Here is a 19,952-nt window from a genome sequence, read left to right on the forward strand (position 1 = left end):
CATCAGAACCGTTGCAGCCAGGCGCGACACTGCGCCTCGCTCATGGCACCCGACAGGCCGGCACGAATGGCCGCGTTGTTGGCCACATTGACTGCCGTCAGCCCGGCATAGGCGGGCGCCTGGTACCACACTGCGGTGGGAATCTGGTGGTCGCGATAGTAGGCCTTGAAGGCCTGCTCGTCGTTGGCGCCACCGAACAGCAGATAGCGCGTACGCGGCCAGCCCACGCCGTTGCTGAACACCAGGTTGAGGCCGAAGGCGACCCGCTCGATGAAGTCGTCCTGGTAGCTCTCCGGGCTGCCGTCGAAGTTGCTGAAGAAATACACTCGCGCGCCGTTGTCGATGATCACCCAACGCGCGAAATGGATGGTGTCGATCTCGGCGAGCTTGCCGCGATAGAAGACCCACGACACGGCGAGCTGCAGCAGCCACAGGGCCACATGCAGCAGCACGCGCCGGAAGGGGCCGGGCTGGATCAGTCCCACCGCCGACAGTTGGTTGTGCACGCCCTGGTCCTCGTCGGCCTCGAGGGTGCTGACATGCTCGTCACGCGGGCGGCGGTTGTGGACGCTATTGGCCATTTCGTGCAGGCGCAGCACGAGCACCGTCAGCAGGGTCAAGGGCAGCAACAGCACGGCCAGGGCCAGACCGACCAGTGCCACGCCAGCCAACAGCGACCAGCCCTGCAACCAGCGCCAGCGACCGGGTCCCGAGGCCGGTGTCAGGGCATCGCACAACTCGTCTCGTGACCCCACGAAGCGAATCAGTGCCTGGCGGATGGCCGTGGCGGGGAGCCCCTGCCACTCCTTCTCGTCCAGGTAACGTTGCAGGGCATGGTGCAGACGGGCTTCCAGGCTCACCTGGGCCACGCTTCGGCCCAGGGTATTGACGTAGAAGGCGCCCACTCGATGCTGATGGTCGGCCAGATAGCGCCGCGTTTGCTCGGCTCCCGCCTGCGCCGGGAAATCGCGGCAATGGCCGAGCAGTTCGTTCAAGCCCTGACCGCCGACGGCGGCCATCTCGGCGAGATGGGCGTCGATATCGCCATCGAGGTTGGCGGTCAGCACCAGTTGGGGGGGATAGCGTCGCCCCGCCCGGCGATAGGCCTCGGGCAACAGCACCCAGCGGGCGAAATGCACCTTGTCGAGTCGCTCGAAGGGCAGGATGTCATTGCCGCCCGGGTCCTGGCGCATCCGCTCGAGCAACGCCTGCAGCGACGCCTCATGCCCGGGACGGACTTCCATGACCACGTTCAGTGCTGACTGTCTCATCATCGATCCATCCCACATTCCAGACCTTGCTCAAGCGTCGGCTCTTAGGAGTCTAGTCAGACTTTGACATGGCAGCGTAAGAAAACCGTTGACTATACTCACCCAAGTCTCATCGCCGATCCACGGGCCTCCACTTGGAGCCCGCGCCTCGGGACGCTTCGCAGGGAGATCAGCCGGTATGTCACCTTCGCTTCTGGGCGCCACACGCCCCGTTTCCGAGCCCCCGTCCCGCTCACTTGCCCGTCCAGGCTGGCGCCACCTCATGCTGGCGGCCATGCTCTCGACCCTGTCGGCATCCGGCGCTACGCTGGCCAGCGCGCAGGACTCCCCTCCTCACCCCGAGGCGGACCAGCCCACCTGGCTGGAGACCTGGGCATCACTGCGGGCCTGCAAGCGCCTGGTGGCCGGTGGCCTTCGGGACGTACCGGATGACCGAGCCGACCGCTTCCTCGGCAAGGTGCAACAGGACACCGCCCATTGCCGAGGCGGGCAGCGCGCCCTGGAAGCGCATCGGCACGATACCCCCTGGGTGGACTGGCAAACCTATTGGGCCACCGGCGATGGTGCCTCACGCAACGCCAACTACGACGACGGCTGGATTCGCTCCCTGGTCGGCGGGCTCGGCGAGCGGGTGCACCTCAACCCCAACGACCGAGGGATCGACGGCGCGTTGCTGGACCTGGAGTACCAGCGGGTCGAACTGATCAAGTTCAACCTGTTCGACAACTACACCTACCGCGAGTATGTCCAGGGCCGCGATGGCCAGCCCGGTACCACCCTGACCCGCTGGGATGCCATGCGCCTGCCATCGGGCCATCCCGACTACCAGGCGGTGGGCGGCGATGGCGAACAGCGATGCCAGGGCGAACTGATTCGCCATCGCACCCTGACCGGGATCTGCAACGACCTGCGCAATCCGTTGATGGGCTCGACCGACACCTTGTTCGCCCGCAACGTCGAGTTCGACGAGACCTTCCCCGACGAAGGGCATACCGCGTTGACCCAGGCCCGCCACGGCGACCGTCTCGACCTGATGACCCCGGACCCGCAACGCATCAGCCGCCTGCTGTTTACCCGCCAGCAGTCGCAGCCGGACCGATGCAACCGTGGCCAGGGCCTGCCCGGCCACTCGCCCGAGGCCCACTGCGACTACCACAAGGCGCCCTTCTTCAATGTGCTGGCGGCGTTCTGGATCCAGTTCATGACCCACGACTGGTTCTCGCACCTGGAGGAAGGCGAGAACGACCGCTCCGGGTTGCACCCGGTGGGGTGCGACCTCTCCCCCGACGAGGCAACGGCGCTCGGCTGCCGCCCCGGCGACGCCTTCCAGCGCAGCCTGGTGGCACAACACACGCCGGCCGAGAGCTTCGAGCATGAGGGCGAGTCCTACCAACAGCGCGCTCACCGCACCTTCCGCAATACCGTCACCGCCTGGTGGGATGCCTCCCAGCTCTATGGCTACGACGACGTCAGTGCCACGCGCGTCAAGCGCGACCCCGAGGACCCCGCCCGCCTGCTGCTCGCCCCACTGCGGGGACGGTCCAGCGAGGTCGATGGCCAAGGCTATCTGCCGCGCTTCGGTCCCCGCTGCGAGAATGCCGCCGAGGGCGAGGCGTGCGATTACCTCCACCCCGCCTGGTCGAATCAGGCCGCCACCGCCTTTCCCGACAACTGGACCGTCGGCGTGGCCTTCTACCACAACGTCTTCGCCCGTGAGCACAATGCCTTCGTCGAGGCCTTCCGCGAGCGCGCCGCCGCCACCCCGGAGGCGGATTCCGGGCTGCGTGACCCAGCCGAGCCGGAGCGGGTGATTCGCTACGCGGACGTCACCGACGACGAGTTGTTCGAGGCCGCTCGCCTGGTGGTCTCGGCGATGATCGCCAAGATCCACACCATCGAATGGACGCCGCAACTGCTCTACGACGAACCCCTGTATCGCGGCATGAACTCCAACTGGAGCGGGCTCTTCGACGAGCATCCCCTCGTCGAGAACGCCCTGGCGCGCGTACTCGAACGACTGCGCGACTCCGGCGACGAGCGTCGTGCCAACGCCTGGTACTCGGTGCTGGCGGCCGGTCCCGGCATCTTCGGCATGGGCAGCCAGCGTTACGAGGATGCTTCGGTGTTCGCCAAATTGACCGGCCAGCGCGAGGATATCTGGTCACTGGACAATCCGGAGCATGTCAACGGCGGAACCAATCATTTCGGTTCCCCCTTCAACTTCCCCGAGGAGTTCATCACCGTCTATCGCCTGCATCCGCTGGTCCCCGACCTGCTGGAGGTGCGCGATCTCGATGACCCCAACCGGATCGACAAGAAGGTCCCGGCCCTGGAAGGGTTCCGTGCCGGTGCCAGCGACATGCTGCGCCGGGAAGGTCTCGCCGACTGGGCACTGAGCATGGGCCGTCAGCGCCTGGGCCTGCTAACCTTGGGCAATCATGGCCAGTTCCTGCAGAACCTGGCGATGGGCCACCTGGGCTCCGAGTCGAGCAGACTGGATATCGCGGCACTGGACATCATCCGCGACCGCGAACGCGGCGTGCCGCGCTTCAACGAGTTTCGCCGCCAGTACGGACTCAGGCAGTTGACCGGCTTCGACGATTTCGTCGACACCACCCTGCCGGAAGGCTCCGCCGAGCGCCAGCGCCAGGAAGAGATGGCGGCCCGCATGCGCGAGATCTATGGCCAGCACGTGTGCGATGCCAGCCTGGTGATTTCCCATGCCTACCGTGACGCCGAGGGCCACTACCCCAACGACTGCCTGGGGCATCCCGACGGCAGCCTGGTGGACAACATCGAGGACGTGGATACCGTGGTCGGCTGGCTGGCGGAGCCGGTACGGCCGCATGGCTACGCCATCTCCGAGACCCAGTTCGTGGTGTTCATCCTCAACGCCTCGCGCCGCCTGTTCAGCGACCGCTTCTTCACCTCCAGCTTCCGGCCCGAGTTCTATACCCAGCTCGGCCACGAGTGGGTGATGAACAACGGCCCCGACGGCGTGGTGATGGAGCAAGGCGAGCCCAATGGCCACCGCCAGCCGGTGTCGCCGATGAAGCGCGTACTGCAACGCACGGTCCCGGAGCTCACTGCGGAGCTCGAGCCGGTGGTCAACGTCTTCGATCCCTGGGCACGGGATCGGGGCGACTACTATTCGCTGGACTGGGTCCCGCGGCCGGGGGCCGAGAACGATGATGCCTTCGCCGAGTAAGCGTGCACTGTCGACGGCCCTGTGGCTGACGCTGCTGACGGGCTGTGACGACACCCCCCAGCTCGGCCTCGGCGAGGAACGCGTCGCGCTCAACGAGGCGGCCATCGAGGCGGCGATGACGCAGCGGATCCTGGCACTCGCCCAGGAGCATCGGAACGCGCATCCTGACACGCCCATCCCGCGCTTCAATCAGCCCAAGACCGTGGCCTGCCCCGTCGCCACCTTCCACGTTCCCGAGCTGGAGGAGCGGCTGGCGCACGGCATGTTCGCCGAAGCGGGCGAATACGCGGCCATCCTGCGCTTCGCCAATGCCACCGTTCGGGACGATCGGGACAAGGATCTGCGCGGCTTGTCGATCCGCCTCTCCGGCGTGAACGGTGCGACCGGTGTCGACGGCACGGCCGGCCGCCAGGACTTCCTGTTGAACAGCCACCCGGCGCTGTTCGCCGGCACGCCGGAGGATTTCCACGCCTTCGTGGCGGCCGTGGCCAACGACCGCTTGTGGTGGTACTTCGTCAACCCGCTCGATCCCCACCCACGCTCGCTGTGGATCGCCTGGCGGGCACGCAGCCAGCCCGACAGCCTGCTGGCCATCCCCTACTGGAGCACCACCCCCTATCGCTACGGCGAGGACGAGACCTCGGCGGTGAAGTATTCGGTACGCCCCTGTGATGCGATGAACAGCGAACCAGAGGGCGATGCTGCCGGCCCGGCGGGTGACGACCCGGACTACCTGCGCCATGCCATGGAAGCGCAGCTGAACAGCGGCGAAGCCTGCCTGGCGTTCATGGTGCAGTTCCAGACCGACCCCGACAGCATGCCCATCGAGGATGCCTCGGTGGCCTGGGACGAGGAGACCTCGCCCTTCGAAGAAGTGGCCCGCCTGACCCTGCCGCGCCAATCGGTAACCGATGAGCAGGCCTTGAGAGACTGCGACGACATGACCTTCAACCCTTGGAACACTCATCCGGCACATCGCCCCCTGGGGGGCATCAACCGGATGAGGGGCGATCTCTATCGGCAAGTCGGCGAGTTTCGCACCACCCACAACGCGGCTCTCTCGCCGCCCGAGGGACCCTGACGGCAAAGGAGCAAAATGCGATGAGCGCCACCGTGCAGCAATGGCTGGGCATGACCCGGGAACAGCTCGACGACCTCTACCGGCGCGCCGAGCCAGGCAGGATCCCCAATGGCGACACCCGCGGCACCCCCATCGTCGCCGGCAGTGCCTTCGCCCGGGCCTTCGCCACCTTCGCCCGGCTGTTCGCCTGGCAGGGCAAGGTCTTCGACCTGTTCGCCGAAGATGGCTCGGCCGGGGTACTGGTCAACAAGGTGACGCCGCTGGGCCTCAGCTTCGTGGTGGCCAAGGTCTATCGGGCGCCGAGCTGGATGGACGGCAAGGACACCATCGTCATCGACTACTCCCGCACCTCCTTCTTCTTCCGGGCCGTGCGCGACGAGATCCGCGAGATCGAACCCGGCGTCTATCTGGGCAAGGTCTGGCTGGGCAAGACCCGGGTGCTGGATTTCGCCCTGGAATGCCAGCCATAGGGGCCTGGCCGCGACGGCGGTCGTCGCCCTACCCCGTGGTCTGCAGCGCCTGATCCAGGTCGGCAATCAGATCATCGACCGCCTCGATCCCCACCGAGAGTCGGATCAGCCCATCCTCGATGCCAAGTCGCTCGCGGGTCTCGGCGGGTATGGAGGCATGAGTCATGATGCCGGGATGCTCGATCAGGCTCTCCACTCCGCCCAGGCTTTCGGCGAGGGCGAACAGCCGGCAGCGCTCCAGCACACGCCGTGCCGCCGGCTCGCCGCCGCGCACCACGATGGTGACCATGCCGCCGAAATCGCTCATCTGGCGCTTGGCCAGGTCGTGCTGGGGATGGCTGGCCAGGCCGGGATAGATGACCCGCTCCACCGCCGGGTGGGCGTCCAGCCAGGCGGCCAGCGCGCGGGCATTCTCGCAGTGCTGGCGCATGCGCAGGGCCAGGGTCTTCAGCCCGCGCAGGGCGAGAAAGCTGTCGAACGGCCCGGCGATGCCGCCGACGGAGTTGTGGATGAAGGCCAGCCGCTGTGCGAGCTCATCGTCGGCGACCACGGCGACGCCACCGACGATATCGGAATGGCCGCCCAGGTACTTGGTGGCGGAGTGCACCACGATGTCGAAGCCGAGCTCCAGTGGCCGCTGCAGCACCGGCGTGGCGAAGGTGTTGTCCATGACGCTGAGCAGGCCGTGATCACGCGCGAAGTCGGCGACGCGTTGCAGGTCGACGAGCTTGAGCAGCGGGTTGGTGGGCGACTCCACCCACAGCATGCGGGTGTCGTCGCGCAGCGCGGCTTCCAGGGCATCCTCGCGGCTCAGGTCGACGAAGCCGAAGTCGAGCCCGGCACTCCGCCGGCGGACGTTCTCGAACAGGCGGTAGGAGCCGCCGTAGAGGTCATCCATGGCGATCACGTGGCTGCCGTGATCGAGCAGTTCCAGCACGCTGGCCGTCGCCGCCATGCCCGAGGCGAAGGCGAAGCCCGCCGTGCCCCCTTCCAGGTCCGCCACGCAGCGCTCGTACGCCAACCGCGTAGGGTTGCCGGTGCGCGAGTATTCGAAGCCCTGGTGCCGGCCGGGACTGGCCTGCACGTAGGTGGAGGTGGCATAGATCGGCGTCATGATGGCCCCGGTGCTCGGGTCCGGCGCCTGCCCGGCATGGATCGCCCGGGTCGCCAACCGGTCTCGCCCGTCCCTGTTATCGTCGTTCATCTCCATCTCTCCTTCAGTCGATCCGGCGCCGCAGATAATTGAGCAGGTCGATCCGCGTGATCAGGCCATGGAAGCTGTCGCCCTCGGTGACAATGGCGACGTGATCCTCCTGGAACACCGCCACCAGGTCGTCCAGGCTGGCGCCGGGGCTGAGTTCTTGCAGTTGCGTGATCATCGCCTCGCGCACCGGCGACTTGAAATGGTCCTCGTGGCCGTACACCGCCATCAGCACATCCGATTCGTCGATGATGCCGACCAGCCGGTCATCCTGCATGACCGGGAGTTGGGAGACATCGTAGAGCTTCATGCGCGCGTAGGCCGTGGTCAGCGGTTCGTCTGGCCCCACCACCACGGTGTCGTGTTCGGCATAGGGATGCCGGATCAGGTCGCGCAGGTCGCCGTACCGGCGCCGCTCGATGAAGCCCTGATCCTCCAGCCAGTGATCGTTGTACATCTTGGACAGGTACTTGTTGCCGGTATCGCAGACGAAGGTCACCACCCGCTTGGGCTGGGTCTGGGCGCGACAGTAGCGCAGCGCCGCCGCTAAGCAGGTGCCGGTGGAGGTGCCGCCCAGAAGCCCCTCGCAACGCAGCAGTTCGCGGCCAGACAGCAGGCTCTCCTTGTCGGAGACGGTGATCGCCTGGCTGACCCGCGAGAGGTCCGCGATGGTGGGAATGAAGTCCTCGCCGATGCCCTCGACCAGCCAGCTCCCCTCCTTGGTGCCAAGGTGCCCGCTACGCACGTACTCGGCCAGCACGGAGCCCTCGGGGTCGGCCAGCACCAGTTCGACTTCGGGGGCGGCCTTGGCGAAATACCTCGATAGACCGGTCATCGTGCCGCTCGAGCCCACCCCGCAGACCACGGCGTCGAGGCGCCCGTCCATCTGGTGCAGGATCTCCGGGCCGGTGCCGCGTTCGTGGGCCAGGGGGTTGGCGGGGTTGCCGAACTGGTTGATGAATATCGCCCCGGGGATCTCCCGGGCGAGGGCCGCCGCCTTGTCCTGATAGTACTCGGGGTGGCCCTTGGCCACGTCCGAGCGCGTCATCACCACCTCGGCTCCCATGGCCTTGAGATGGAAGATCTTCTCGCGGCTCATCTTGTCGGGGATCACCAGGATCACGCGGTAGCCCTTCTGCTGCGCCACCAACGCGAGGGCAAGCCCGGTATTGCCGGCGGTGCCTTCGACGATGGTGCCGCCCGGTTTGAGCTCGCCCGAGGCCTCGGCGGCCTCGATCATCGACAGCCCGATGCGGTCCTTGACCGAACCGGTCGGGTTCATGTTCTCCAGCTTCAGGTAGAGCTCGCAGGGGCCGGTGTCCATAGTGGCGACCCGCACCATCGGCGTGTTGCCGATCAGGGCCATGGCATTCGCTCGAGGTTGCATCGGCTCCTCCGAAAATATGGCGCTTCCTAATGATCAGTGTAGATGCCCCGACGTCTTCTAGAGCGCCGTCCTCAGGGAAGCAATACCGCCGCACCGGTGAGCCGCCCGGCGCGCAAATCGTCCAGCGCCCGATTGGCCTGCTCCAGCGGGTAACCGCGGGTCTGGGTTGTGACCGGAATCTCGGGCGCCAGGGCCAGGAATTCCTCACCGTCGCGACGCGTCAGGTTGGCCACCGAGCGCAGGCAGCGCTCCTCCCACAGCAGGCGATAGGGAAAGGCGGGAATATCCGACATATGGATGCCACCGCAGACCACCACGCCGCCGGGGCGCACATGCGAGAGTGCGACGGGAACCAGTTCCCCCACCGGGGCGAAGATGATGGCGGCGTCCAGCCTGGCCGGTGGTGTCTGATCGGCGCCCCCCGCCCATACCGCCCCCAGGCGGCGAGCGAAGGCCTGGGCGTCGTCATCGCCGGGGCGGCTGAAGGCATACAGCTCCTGCCCCCTGGCGACGACCACCTGGGCGAGGATGTGGGCAGCCGCGCCGAAGCCGTACAGTCCCAGCCGGTGAACGTCGGTGCCGGCCATGCGATAGGCGCGATAGCCGATCAGGCCGGCACACAACAGCGGGGCTGCGGCTTCGGGGGAATAGCCGGCGATCGGAAAGCAGAAACGCGCATCGGCGACGCAATACTCGGCATAGCCGCCGTCGCGGGTATAGCCGGTGAATTGTGCCTGGGCGCAGAGGTTCTCGCGCCCTGCCAGGCAATGCTCGCAGGTGCCGCAGGTCCAGCCCAGCCAGGGCACGCCGACCCGGTCGCCAAGGGCGAAACGCGTGACGCCCCCGCCCAGGGCCGCCACCTCGCCGACGATCTCGTGGCCCGGGACCAGCGGCAAGTGCGGATCGGGCAGTTCGCCATCCACCACATGCAGGTCGGTGCGACAGACGGCGCAGGCCTGGACGCGCAGCAGCACCTCGCCGGGCCCCGCATGCGGCCGGGGGATACGTTGCACGACCAAGGGCGCACCGACCGTTTCCAGGCGCATGGCCCGCATCTCGTCGCTCATGCCACCCCTCATCGTCTTTACCTTGCCCATGATCCAGCATAGCTCCTGTCACAAGCCCGGGGGATGTGAGAAATGTCGTGTGATGGTCTGTACTTGTGGACAGCAACTCTGGTGACAAGGCGGTCGCTAGCGAAGACCGCGAGGAGCGTCGTCATGACTACCCAGCCGCAGGCCGAGCCCGATACCGAGCAGAGCGTGACGCTGATGCTGACGGGTGACGTGATGACCGGGCGCGGCATCGACCAGATCCTGCCGCATCCCGCCAGCCCGGAACTCTACGAACCCTTCGTGCGCGATGCCCGCGACTATGTGCGCCTGGCGGAGCGTGCCAACGGCGAAGTCCTCCGGCCGGCCCCCTTCGACTATATCTGGGGCGACGCACTGGCCGAGCTGGCCCGCTTCGGGCCGGCGATTCGCCTGATCAACCTGGAGACCGCTGTCACCCGTCATGCCACTCCCTGGCCGGACAAGGGGATCAACTACCGCATGCATCCCGACAATATCGGTTGCTTGCGGGCGGCCGACGTCCAGTGCTGCACCCTGGCCAACAATCATGTGCTCGACTGGCACTATGCGGGGCTCGAGGAAACCCTTGCTGTGCTCGAGCGCAGCGGCATCGCCTATGCCGGCGCCGGAGAGAACCTGGCCGATGCCTCCCGGCCGGCCCGCCTGCCACTCGCCAGCGGGGGGAAGGTACTGGTCTGGAGCTTCGGCCTGACCGACAGCGGCATCCCGGAGGAGTGGCAGGCCACGCGCTCCCAGGCAGGTGTCCACTTGGTCCATGAAGACAGCCCAGCCGAGGTCGAGGCGCTGGCGAGGGGCATCGAGACCGAGAAGGGCCGCGGGGACATCGCGGTGATGTCGGTCCATTGGGGCAGCAACTGGGGCTACGAGATCCCCGCCACCCATCGCCACCTGGCCCATCGCTTGATCGATGCCGGCGCCGATATCATCCACGGCCACTCCTCCCATCACCCTCGCGGCATGGAAGTCTACCGGGGCAAGCCGATTCTCTATGGCTGTGGCGACCTGATCAACGACTACGAGGGTATCGGCGGCCATGAGGAATTCCACCCCGATCTGGCACTGCTGATCTTCTGTCGCTGGCAGTTGGACCGGGAGGCGCCAGGCGCCCTGTGGATGACGCCGCTACGCCGCCGACACTTCGCCCTGGAGCATGTCAGCGAGGACGAGGCGCACTGGCTGCGGGATACCCTGACCCAGGAGCGTCGGCCCGGTAGCCCGCCCCTGACCGTGGATAGGGACAATCGCCTGCGCTGGCAACATGCTCAAGCCACCGCCACCTCGTAGCCGGTGAACTTGCGCAGGTTGATCACGCCGGTGTCGAAGATCAGGTACTGCCCCTTGAGTCCCAGCAGGGTGCCCGCGACTTGCGGGGCCTTGTCGAAATTATGCGAGACGATCTTGCGCGGATATTCCAGTACGGGGTAGTCGAGCGTGACCGGCGCGGCGTCGAGTACGCGAATGGCGTCGCCGCCGAAACGCTCGCGCAGTCCGGCCAGCCCGCCTTCCAGACGCGCCAGCAGGCGGTCGCGCTCGGCGACCAGATCCAGGGACTCGACCTCGCCCTTGAGCATGGTGCGCCAGTTGGTGCGGTCGGACACTTCCTCCTTGAACAGCACCTCGGCAAACCCCACCTGCTGGCGGGTGTCGACTTCCAGGATCGGCAGGGCCTGAACGGCGCCCTGATCCAGCCAGCGGGTGGGGAGCTGGCTCTTGCGGGTAATGCCGACCTTGAGTCCCGAGGAGTTGGCTAGGTAGACCACATGGGGTTGAAAGCAGTGACGCTCGGCCCATGCCGGCTCACGACAGGTGCCGGCGAAGAAATGGCAGGTTTCGGGCTTGACGATACAGGTGTCGCACTGGGCCAGCGTCTTGAAACAGGGATAGCAGTAGCCCTGGGCAAAGCTCTTCCGGGTGGCACGGCCGCAGTGGGTGCAGGCGATCGCCCCGGTGTAGGTCAACGTCAACGGCTGCCCCAGTCGCGCATTGAGATCCACACGCTGCTCGCCGGCGAGCAGCGTATAGCGGGCCGGCTCACCGCCCTGTCCCGGCTCGATGGCCATCTTGCGCAGGCAACCATACAGGGCGGACGAGGTGTCGATCAGTTCACCCACTTGATATCGTCCCCGCCGTCACTGCCGCAACTCGTGCGTTCCAGGAAACCCACGCGCTGCTCTGGCGGCACGTCGTGTTCGGCCTCGTACTTGATCACGGCCTCCAGACACAGTTCGACCTGCTCGGCGCTCAGCCGCCGGCCGTCCGGCCATTTGCGCAGCGCCACCGCCTGCTTGAGGCTTTCATGGATGGCCGGGGTCATCTGCTGGATCATCCTGTCGAAGGTCATTTCGCTCATCGTTTCGTCCTTTACCGTGCATCAAGCCTGTCTGGAAAGCGCTGAATAAATCGACGAGCGGTGTGAAGCGCAAGGCGCACGGAGCACAGGAACCGGAGCATATGCGGTATATGTGAGGATTCCGACGGTCCGACGCTTCGGCACCGCGCAACGCAGCGATTAGCCCGCGTAGGCATTTAGTCAGTGCTTCCTTTAGCGCGGCTACTGTAATACCAGCCCATCACCAAGCCAACCGCCAGTCCCCCCAGGTGTGCCTCGTTGGCCACATTGCCGAAGCCGACCGCAGCGGCGAAATCGGTCATGGTGAAGACCATCCAACCGAGCATGAACACGACCAGCATCTGTGGCACGAAGAAGCCGCTTTGCGGGGCGCGGCGCGACATCAGCCAGACATAGCCGAGCAACGCGAAATCGACCCCGGACATGCCGCCGAACAGCACCGTTCCCGTCGCGTATTGGGCCAGATTGCCACCCAGGGCGCTGATGCCGAACAGCGCCAGCATGCGCCGACTCCCGTGTAGTGCTTCGATCTGACGCCCGAAGTACCACAGCCACAGCATATTGAAGATCAGGTGCATCCAGCCGAAGTGCAGGAACGCCGGTGAAATCAACCGCCAGACCTGTCCCGAGGCCACGGTCTCCCCCAGGCTGCCCAGGCTGAGGCTGCCCCCCACCACCGCCACCGGCACGATGGTCATCAAGGCGATGACCAGATCGCCGAGTACCGCCATCAACGCGAATACCAGCAGACACAGGGCCATTAACGTGGCGGTGACCGGGGCGATCGCGAAAGGCTTCGCCAGCGGTGAGCCGGTCAGTTGACGATGGCGCCGCTGGTACTTGGATATCAGGGGCTCACCACGCTGCCAGCGCTCGAGCAGTTGCATCAACTCGTCATGCTGTCTTGGATCGGCCAACCACAGCGTATAGCCGTCCTCGTTCTCGGTGAATCGATGGCCAATGCGATGTGCCCACAATGCCTGCCGCAGAGGGCGGGTGTCGGTGTCGCGGGGCAGCATGAGCACCTTGTACATGACATCTCCCTTAAAAAAGAAAAATCCGGCGGAGGGGGCCGCCGGATAAGAGCAAGGGATCATTCAAGGGAACACTTACTCTGATGGCGACAGCGACGCTGAGTTCACGTCCGGTACGAAAAATTGTGTAATATTTTGTATCGATTGGAAGCGCCCGGTAAAGCCCTGCCTGGGGCACCAGACGCCTACCATCAGTCGAAATCGATTTCCCATGGCCTGGGTCTGGCCAGCTCGTCATGCGGCACCCGAATCCACACGAAATGGTTGGCATCGAGCCGCGATTCCCCGCTCCAGCGGTAGGCCACCAGCCGACCGAATTTGACCGCGCTGTAATCGAGACAGGCAATGTTCGGCGCCGGCAGGGCCGGAATGCCTTCGCACCAATAATGACCGATGAAAAGCGGCGGTTCGTCGGGCCCATAATAGCTCAGTCGGGCACGCTCCTCGTCGCTGAGCGGACGCAGTTCCAGATCGCCGGGCAGATTGTCGGGCTGGAACACCACATCGCCATAGGTCCGGGGGTTGCGGGCCCAGAAATGGGCACGAAAGCTGCGCCGCGTGAAACCGTCGCCGGAATGGATCTCGACATCGTCGGGCAGGGGAATATGGCTGCCACGCGTCAGGCGATCGAGAACCTTGAAGGCGAAACTGCCCGGCACGATCGACTGTTGAAGGAAGGCATCGCTCATGCGGCCATCGGGATAATGGCGACGAAATTCGTCGATCAAGGCCCGATCCCAGCAGGCATGCACCACGCGAAAGCCTTCGAACTCGAGAAACAGCGGCATCTCCATGAACCAGTTCAACGCCTCGTCCCATTCGGCGGGATGGTCACGATACTGTTCCAGGGTTTCCTTGATGATCCGATTGTGGCGGGGGCTGTGTTCGCGCAACCATTCACGCCCCGAACCGCTCACGGCACGCCGGCAGTAGGCCAGGGCATTGTATTCATGATTGCCCATCACGATCTGGGCTTCCCCCGCCTCGACCATGCGCCGGGCGATGTTCACCGCCAGCCGAATACGCGGTCCGCGATCGATCAGGTCGCCCAGGAAGATCGCCTTGCGCCGCGGATGACGATAGACCCCTTCCCGCTGGTGATAGCCGAGTTTCTCGAGTAACGCCGCCAGGGCGGCACCGCAACCGTGCACATCGCCGATCAGGTCGTAGCCTTCGCTCTCGGAGCGTATGGTCACCTCACTCTCCCAGCCGGCTACTCCAGCCGAGCTTGCTGCGACAGACTTCGTAAAAGTTGTGCCCGTAAGGATGCAGCAACTTCAGGCGCTGGGGCTTGCGGCGTACATAGAGAACGTCATCTGGTTTGGACACCACCTTGGTCTGGCCGTCACAACTGACATGGGGATAGGCCTCGTTGGTTTCGCCGATATGGATCCGAATCTCGCTGCTGGCATCGACGACGATCGGTCGACTCGACAGCGTATGCGGAAACATCGGCACCAGGGTGATGGCATCGATGCGCGGATGCACGATGGGGCCTCCGCCAGAGAGCGCATAGGCGGTGGATCCGGTGGGAGTGGCGATGATCAGGCCGTCGCTACGCTGGGTATAGACGAACTGGCCATCGATGAACAGTTCGAATTCGATCATCCGCACGGCCTTGCCGGGGTGCACGACCACGTCATTGAGGGACTCGCCGGTACCGACCAGGAGGTTGTCGCGATAGACCTCGGCGTCGAGCAGGAAGCGCTCCTCGATCTCGTAGTTCCCGGCCAGCACCTCGCCGACCTTGTCTTCCAGTTCACTGGGGGAGATATCGGTCAGGAAGCCCAGGCGCCCGCGATTGACGCCCAGCACCGGCGTGCCGGTGCGGCACAGGGCCCGCGCCGCACCCAACAGGCTGCCATCGCCACCGACCACGATCACCAGGTCGCAGATCTCGCCGAGCATGCGCCGGCTGGCTTCCTGCTGGCCGTGATCGAGCAGCACGGTGGCGGTGCGCTCTTCGATGATGACGTGATAGCCGCCGGCATCGAGGAAGCGAATCAGCCGCTTGAGCGTCTCGACCACCTTGGCGCTGCCCAACCGGCCGATCAGGCCGATATTCTTGAAGGATGTCATGTACCTCAGCCTCTCCCATCGAGGCTGGCCATTATGCGGGGTCGCTCGCGCCCGGGCAAACCGATGGCCTTCAGGCCACCGATGCGGCCTGCCGACGCTTGACCCACCACTCGTTGACCAGCAACGAGGCGACGATGATCGCGCCTCCCAGGGCCAGCCGCGGCAGGTCGGCATCGCGATTCCAGATCAGCAGGTTCACCAGCAGTCCGGCGGGAACCAGGGCGTTGTTCATGATCGCCAGGGCGCCGGCATCCACCAGGGTGGCGCCCTTGTTCCACAGGAAATAGCCCAGCCCGGAGGCCACCAGCCCCAGCCAGGCCAGCACGCTCCATTGCACGCCGGTGGTGGGCAGCATCTGCAGGTTGCCGAACAGGCCGAAGGCGACCACCGCCAGCGCCAGCGCTCCCAGGTAGAACCAGCCGAACACGCTGTGCTGGGGCAAGCCGTCGGGAAGCCGCGGGGCCAGACGGCGGTAGGCGACCTGGCCGAAGGCGAAGCACAGGTTGGCGCCCTGCACCACCAGGAAGCCCAACCAGAAGCCACTGTCCACGCCCTGATAGCGAATCACCGCCGCGCCGGCCACGGCAAGCGCCGCCGTGAGCAGGTAGAATGGCGTGAAGCGACCCACCAGGGCGTCATCGAGCAGGGTCACATAGAGCGGCGTGAAGATAGTGAACAGCAATACCTCGGGTACCGACAACAGTAGAAACGACTGATAGAAGAAGACATACATCAAGCCGAGCTGAATGGCACCGACAGCCATCAGCGCCAGCTTGTGGCGGCGATCCAGCAGGCGCGGGCGCAGGAAGGGCACGAACAGCAGGGCCGCCAGGCCGATGCGTACCAGCACCGCAAAATAGCTGTCCACCTGCCCCGACAGATAGACGCCGATCAGCGAGAACGAAAAGGCCCACAGCGCCGTGACACCGACCAGATAGCCCATGGTGAACTCCAGAGAGACAAAAAGTTGACGGCAATTATACGCTTCAAGCCCCTGCTGACGACAATTCACCGAGTGGATTTCTCCTCTCGCCCGGGAACGGCCTCGCGCAGCGGATGGTCGGGGCATGGCCACGGTAGCGTGCAGGTGGAATCCCGAGGCGATACCGTGCGCTTCTTCGAGCGCGGACACTTCCTGCCCACGGGTCAATCCCGGGAGGTGCCCTTCACCAATGTCTACCGCTGGGAGTTCTCGACGGACCGCTTGCGGCTCTTCCACGAGCGCCGTGGCGCCGACCACGCGGTATGGCTATTCGACCTGGGCATGGACGACGCGTCCGGCGACCTGCTCAGCCTCGACGCCCACCTTTGCGGAGCCGACCGTTACCAGGCACGGCTGACGCCATTGGCCGATGGCTTCGATCTACAGTGGCGCATTACCGGACCGCGCAAGGAGGAAACGCTGCGGTATCGCTATCGCCGCGCTTGACGGCACGAGCCAGTCCCGACGCGGGGAACACTCACTCCCACTTGAGGGTCTCGGAGTGCGCCGGATTGTCGGCATGCGCGTCGGCACTGAGCACTTCCGAGGAGGCGGATTCGGCCTGCCAGGCGAAATACTCCTCCCACTTCTCGGACGCCCGGTCACCGAACAGGATTTCACAGGCTTCCTTCAACCCCGGCGACCTGCGGATATCGTCGCTCCGCACCACCAGGGCGATCTTCGAGCGGCGACGCAGAAAATCCTCCAGCTTGGTGACCATTTCACGCCGTTCGGCCTGCCGAATCTCACAACGCAGGTATTCGGTCCCCTCGATCAGCACTTCCGCCTGGCGAGGGTCTTCGCGTATCTCCTCCAGCATGTCGAGGGCCTGAATGCCATAGCGTCGCCACAAGCGGGTGCTCAACGCCTCGGAAGCCTCTGCGGAGGTCAGGCCATCCAGGTCCATCAGGCGTGCCTGATGAAAGAATTCGTCGCGTACCTGCCGGGGGGGCTCTCCATACCACCGATAGTCCGGATAGGGGACACCCACACCGAACCGACGCACCGCCTCGACGATCTCGTCTCCCACGTTGAGGCAGTCGGTAAGCTTGCCACCGAAGATGCTGATATGCGCCGAGGAGGCATCCTCGTCGATGGCATGCTTGCGCGACAGTTGCAGGAAATCGCGGTCGCCGCCGGAACCGTTCTTGACGACCAGGGGCCTTACCCCGCAACGGGTGGCGATGATGTCCCGCCTGCCGAGCGGTTGGGAAAGGCTAAGACGCTTGTTGATGTTGTCGAGCACGAACTGGACATCTTCCTCGGTGACATGCACCTCGGGGCTGTCCACCCGGGTATCGGTGGTGCCGATGCAGGTACGGCGCCCCATGGGGATGACGAAGAACAGTCGCCCATCGTCGGCGAAAAAGGCCAGCACACGCTTGCTCCTGGTGAGCTGCGGCACGATCAGGTGAATCCCCTTGGAGTAGACATGCTGGTGCTGCGTCTGCTGTCCGGTCAGCGCATTATGCTCGTCCACATAGGGACCGGCGGCATTGATCAGCACCTTCGAGCGAATCTCGAAGGTCGAGCCATCCACCATGTCCCGCGCTTGGGTGACCCAGCCACCCGCCTCCCGACGCGCACCACGCGACTCGACATAGTTGGCGGTCACGCAGCCCCGGTCCAGGGCGCTACGAATGAAATTGAAGACGAAGCGCGCATCGTTGTCATGCAGATAGGCATCGGAGTACTCGAAGCCACCGACACTGGTGGTGACATCGATGATGGCTTCCTTGCCCTTGATGCGCGAAGGCGTCAGGAAGCGGGGAATCCGCGTGAAGCCGCTACCCATCAGCCAGTACAGCCAAGTGCCGGCCCACAGATAGCGCGGATGATAGCGGAACCCCTCGCCGATGGTGGTGAGGAAGCGAATTTCCTGCACCGTGGAGGGATAGTTCCTGATCAGATGATTGCGGCTCTTGCACAGCTTGCGCACCAGGGCGAAATCGTAGCTCTCCATGTACTTGATGCCGCCCCAGACCAGGTTGGAGGAGTGCATGCTGGTGCTGCCCGCAAAATCGCCGCGGTCGATCAACGCGACGCTGACTCCCTTGCCGGCCAAGGCCGCTGCCGAGGCGGCGCCGTTGATGCCACCGCCAACGATCAGGACGTCGAATTCCCGGCGTGACAGCTTGTCGAGATTGCTCTTGCGCAGTTGCATGTAGGTGCCCATTGCAGTGGTGATGGAGGTCGCGGCGGAGGCGGTTCATTCCAGCGCGGCATCCCAAGCCCTGGCATGCTCCACGGCCTTGTGCCAGCGTCGGTAGAGGGCAGCGCGCTCGCTCTCCTTCATGCCCGGGCGATAGCACTGGGCGAGTTGCCACTTGGCATCGATCTCGGCACGATCCTTCCAGAAGCCGGTGGCCAGCCCGGCGAGGTAGGCGGCCCCGAGGGCCGTGGTCTCGGTGATGCGCGGCACCTTGACCGGCACTCCCAGGGTGTCGGCCTGGAACTGCATGAGGAAGGTATTGACCGAGGCGCCGCCGTCGGCACGCAGTTCCTTGAGCGGGATCCCGGACTCGGCGACCATGACCTCCACGACGTCGCGGGTCTGATAGGCGATGCTTTCCAGTACGGCACGCGCGATATGCGCCTTGCTGGTACCTCGCGTTATCCCCAACAGCGTGCCGCGGGCATAGGGATCCCAATAGGGGGCACCGAGCCCCGTCAGCGCCGGCACGAAGTAGACGTTGTCGTTGGCGGGAAGGGACAGCGCCAGGTGTTCGGTATCCGCCGCATTGGCGATGATCTGCAACTCGTCGCGCAGCCACTGCACGGCGGCACCGGTGACGAAGATGGCCCCTTCCAGGGCGTACTCCACGGGTTCGTCGCCCACTCCCCAGGCGATGGTCGTCAACAGGCCGCGTTGGCTGGTCACCGGCTGGGTCCCGGTGTTCATCAGCACGAAGGAGCCCGTGCCATAGGTGTTCTTGGCCAGGCCCTGGCCATAACAGGCCTCGCCGAACAGCGCCGCCTGCTGGTCGCCGGCGATTCCCGCCACCGGAACGCTGGCGCCGAAAAAGACCTCGGGATCCGTCTCGCCATAGACATGCGACGATGGCTTGACCTCGGGCAGGATGGCGGCGGGGATGTCGAGGATCTCCAGTAGCTCCGGATCCCACTCGAGTTCGAAGATGTTGTACAGCAGCGTGCGCGACGCATTGGAGACATCGGTAACATGCACTCGCCCGCCGGTCAGCTTGTACACCAGCCAGGCATCGATGGTGCCGAAAGCGAGCTCGCCTTGCTCCGCCCGCTCCCGCAGCCCGCTGACATTGTCCAGCAACCAGCGAACCTTGGTACCGGAAAAATAGGGATCGCTGACCAGCCCGGTCTTGTTGCGAAAGAGCGGCTCGAGTCCACGCTCGCGCAATTCGTCACACAAGGCGGCGGTGCGACGGTCCTGCCAGACGATCGCCCGGTGGACCGGCTCGCCGGTCTGCCTGTCCCACAACAGGGCGGTTTCCCGCTGGTTGGTGATGCCGATAGCGACGAGCGCCTCGGCTTGGACATCCGCCCGCGCCAGGGCGTCCTCCGCGACCTGGAGCGTCACCTCCCAGATTTCCAGGGCGTCATGCTCGACCCAGCCCGGCTTGGGGTAATGCTGGGTAAACTCCCGATAGGCCTTGCCCCTGACCGCGCCGTCATGATCGAACACGAGCACCGTCGAGCCGGTCGTCCCCTGATCGATCGCTAGTACATAGCCGTTTTTCATGCCTTTCTCACCTCGGACCTCCCCCTCATGCCCGGCGAGCACCGGCCATGAGGAGGCTCCTTGCTTGCGTTACGGGA

The 19,952-nt window shown here is 65.1% G+C and carries 17 protein-coding genes; 5 read left to right on the forward strand and 12 right to left on the reverse strand.

The genetic code is table 11. The annotated features are described in order from the left end of the window. Positions 1–2 precede the first annotated feature (2 nt). Entirely contained in the window at positions 3–1,274 is a 1,272-nt protein-coding gene (locus tag ACFOEV_RS05685; protein ID WP_386772170.1) for a hypothetical protein, read from the reverse strand. Between the two features lie 175 nt (positions 1,275–1,449). On the opposite strand from ACFOEV_RS05685, the gene ACFOEV_RS05690 reads away from it, so the two are divergent. Genes ACFOEV_RS05690 through ACFOEV_RS05700 form a run of 3 tightly spaced genes read left to right on the forward strand, consistent with a single transcriptional unit; the run spans position 1,450 to position 6,030 of the window. Continuing rightward, positions 1,450–4,479: a peroxidase family protein gene (locus tag ACFOEV_RS05690; RefSeq protein ID WP_386772171.1), complete on the forward strand. Its 3,030-nt coding sequence runs from the start codon at positions 1,450–1,452 to the stop codon at positions 4,477–4,479. Then, positions 4,463–5,560, forward strand: coding sequence for a hypothetical protein (locus ACFOEV_RS05695; protein ID WP_386772172.1), 1,098 nt, complete (start codon positions 4,463–4,465; stop codon positions 5,558–5,560). The genes ACFOEV_RS05690 and ACFOEV_RS05695 overlap by 17 nt, the downstream gene beginning before the upstream one ends. Before the next feature lie 20 nt (positions 5,561–5,580). Then, positions 5,581–6,030, forward strand: a complete 450-nt coding sequence (locus tag ACFOEV_RS05700; RefSeq protein ID WP_386772173.1) for a hypothetical protein — start codon at positions 5,581–5,583, stop codon at positions 6,028–6,030. 28 nt (positions 6,031–6,058) lie between these two features. On the opposite strand, the gene ACFOEV_RS05705 is transcribed toward ACFOEV_RS05700, so the two are convergent. From ACFOEV_RS05705 to ACFOEV_RS05715, 3 genes are all read right to left on the reverse strand, one after another. Beyond that, positions 6,059–7,234 (reverse strand): cystathionine gamma-synthase, encoded by a 1,176-nt coding sequence (locus ACFOEV_RS05705; protein WP_386772174.1) that lies wholly within the window; start codon positions 7,232–7,234, stop codon positions 6,059–6,061. 13 nt (positions 7,235–7,247) lie between these two features. Further along, complete coding sequence (locus tag ACFOEV_RS05710) at positions 7,248–8,618, reverse strand: pyridoxal-phosphate dependent enzyme (RefSeq protein WP_386772175.1); 1,371 nt, start codon at positions 8,616–8,618, stop codon at positions 7,248–7,250. A gap of 71 nt (positions 8,619–8,689) precedes the next feature. After that, positions 8,690–9,685, reverse strand: a complete 996-nt coding sequence (locus ACFOEV_RS05715; protein ID WP_386772176.1) for a zinc-dependent alcohol dehydrogenase family protein — start codon at positions 9,683–9,685, stop codon at positions 8,690–8,692. Positions 9,686–9,838: 153 nt separating this feature from the next. Between ACFOEV_RS05715 and ACFOEV_RS05720 the strand changes: the two genes are divergently transcribed. After that, positions 9,839–10,996 carry a CapA family protein gene (locus tag ACFOEV_RS05720; RefSeq protein ID WP_386772177.1) on the forward strand — a complete coding sequence of 386 codons (1,158 nt, stop codon included), beginning with the start codon at positions 9,839–9,841 and terminating at the stop codon, positions 10,994–10,996. On the opposite strand, the gene ACFOEV_RS05725 is transcribed toward ACFOEV_RS05720, so the two are convergent. From ACFOEV_RS05725 to ACFOEV_RS05750, 6 genes are all read right to left on the reverse strand, one after another. Next, positions 10,975–11,772, reverse strand: a complete 798-nt coding sequence (locus ACFOEV_RS05725) for a DUF2797 domain-containing protein (RefSeq protein ID WP_386772258.1) — start codon at positions 11,770–11,772, stop codon at positions 10,975–10,977. The genes ACFOEV_RS05720 and ACFOEV_RS05725 overlap by 22 nt on opposite strands. 38 nt (positions 11,773–11,810) lie before the next feature. After that, entirely contained in the window at positions 11,811–12,062 is a 252-nt protein-coding gene (locus tag ACFOEV_RS05730; RefSeq protein ID WP_386772178.1) for a YeaC family protein, read from the reverse strand. A 176-nt stretch (positions 12,063–12,238) separates the two neighbouring features. After that, positions 12,239–13,096, reverse strand: coding sequence for a rhomboid family intramembrane serine protease (locus tag ACFOEV_RS05735; protein ID WP_386772179.1), 858 nt, complete (start codon positions 13,094–13,096; stop codon positions 12,239–12,241). 191 nt (positions 13,097–13,287) lie between these two features. Then, the gene (locus tag ACFOEV_RS05740) at positions 13,288–14,292 is read right to left on the reverse strand and encodes a metallophosphoesterase (protein WP_386772180.1); all 1,005 of its coding nucleotides are present in this window, start codon (positions 14,290–14,292) and stop codon (positions 13,288–13,290) included. 1 nt (position 14,293) lies between these two features. After that, entirely contained in the window at positions 14,294–15,175 is an 882-nt protein-coding gene (locus ACFOEV_RS05745; RefSeq protein ID WP_386772181.1) for an NAD(+) kinase, read from the reverse strand. 70 nt (positions 15,176–15,245) lie between these two features. After that, positions 15,246–16,118: a carboxylate/amino acid/amine transporter gene (locus tag ACFOEV_RS05750; RefSeq protein ID WP_386772182.1), complete on the reverse strand. Its 873-nt coding sequence runs from the start codon at positions 16,116–16,118 to the stop codon at positions 15,246–15,248. A gap of 24 nt (positions 16,119–16,142) precedes the next feature. On the opposite strand from ACFOEV_RS05750, the gene ACFOEV_RS05755 reads away from it, so the two are divergent. Next, the gene (locus ACFOEV_RS05755) at positions 16,143–16,604 is read left to right on the forward strand and encodes a DUF6314 family protein (protein WP_386772183.1); all 462 of its coding nucleotides are present in this window, start codon (positions 16,143–16,145) and stop codon (positions 16,602–16,604) included. Positions 16,605–16,635: 31 nt separating this feature from the next. Here the strand turns inward: ACFOEV_RS05755 and ACFOEV_RS05760 are convergent, their stop codons facing one another. Further along, complete coding sequence (locus ACFOEV_RS05760; RefSeq protein WP_386772184.1) at positions 16,636–18,321, reverse strand: glycerol-3-phosphate dehydrogenase/oxidase; 1,686 nt, start codon at positions 18,319–18,321, stop codon at positions 16,636–16,638. Between the two features lie 45 nt (positions 18,322–18,366). Next, positions 18,367–19,875, reverse strand: coding sequence for a glycerol kinase GlpK (gene glpK, locus ACFOEV_RS05765; protein WP_386772185.1), 1,509 nt, complete (start codon positions 19,873–19,875; stop codon positions 18,367–18,369). Positions 19,876–19,952 lie beyond the last annotated feature (77 nt).

Origin of the sequence: Litchfieldella rifensis, from assembly GCF_042646605.1 — a bacterium.
Taxonomy (GTDB): Bacteria; Pseudomonadota; Gammaproteobacteria; order Pseudomonadales; family Halomonadaceae; genus Litchfieldella; species Litchfieldella rifensis.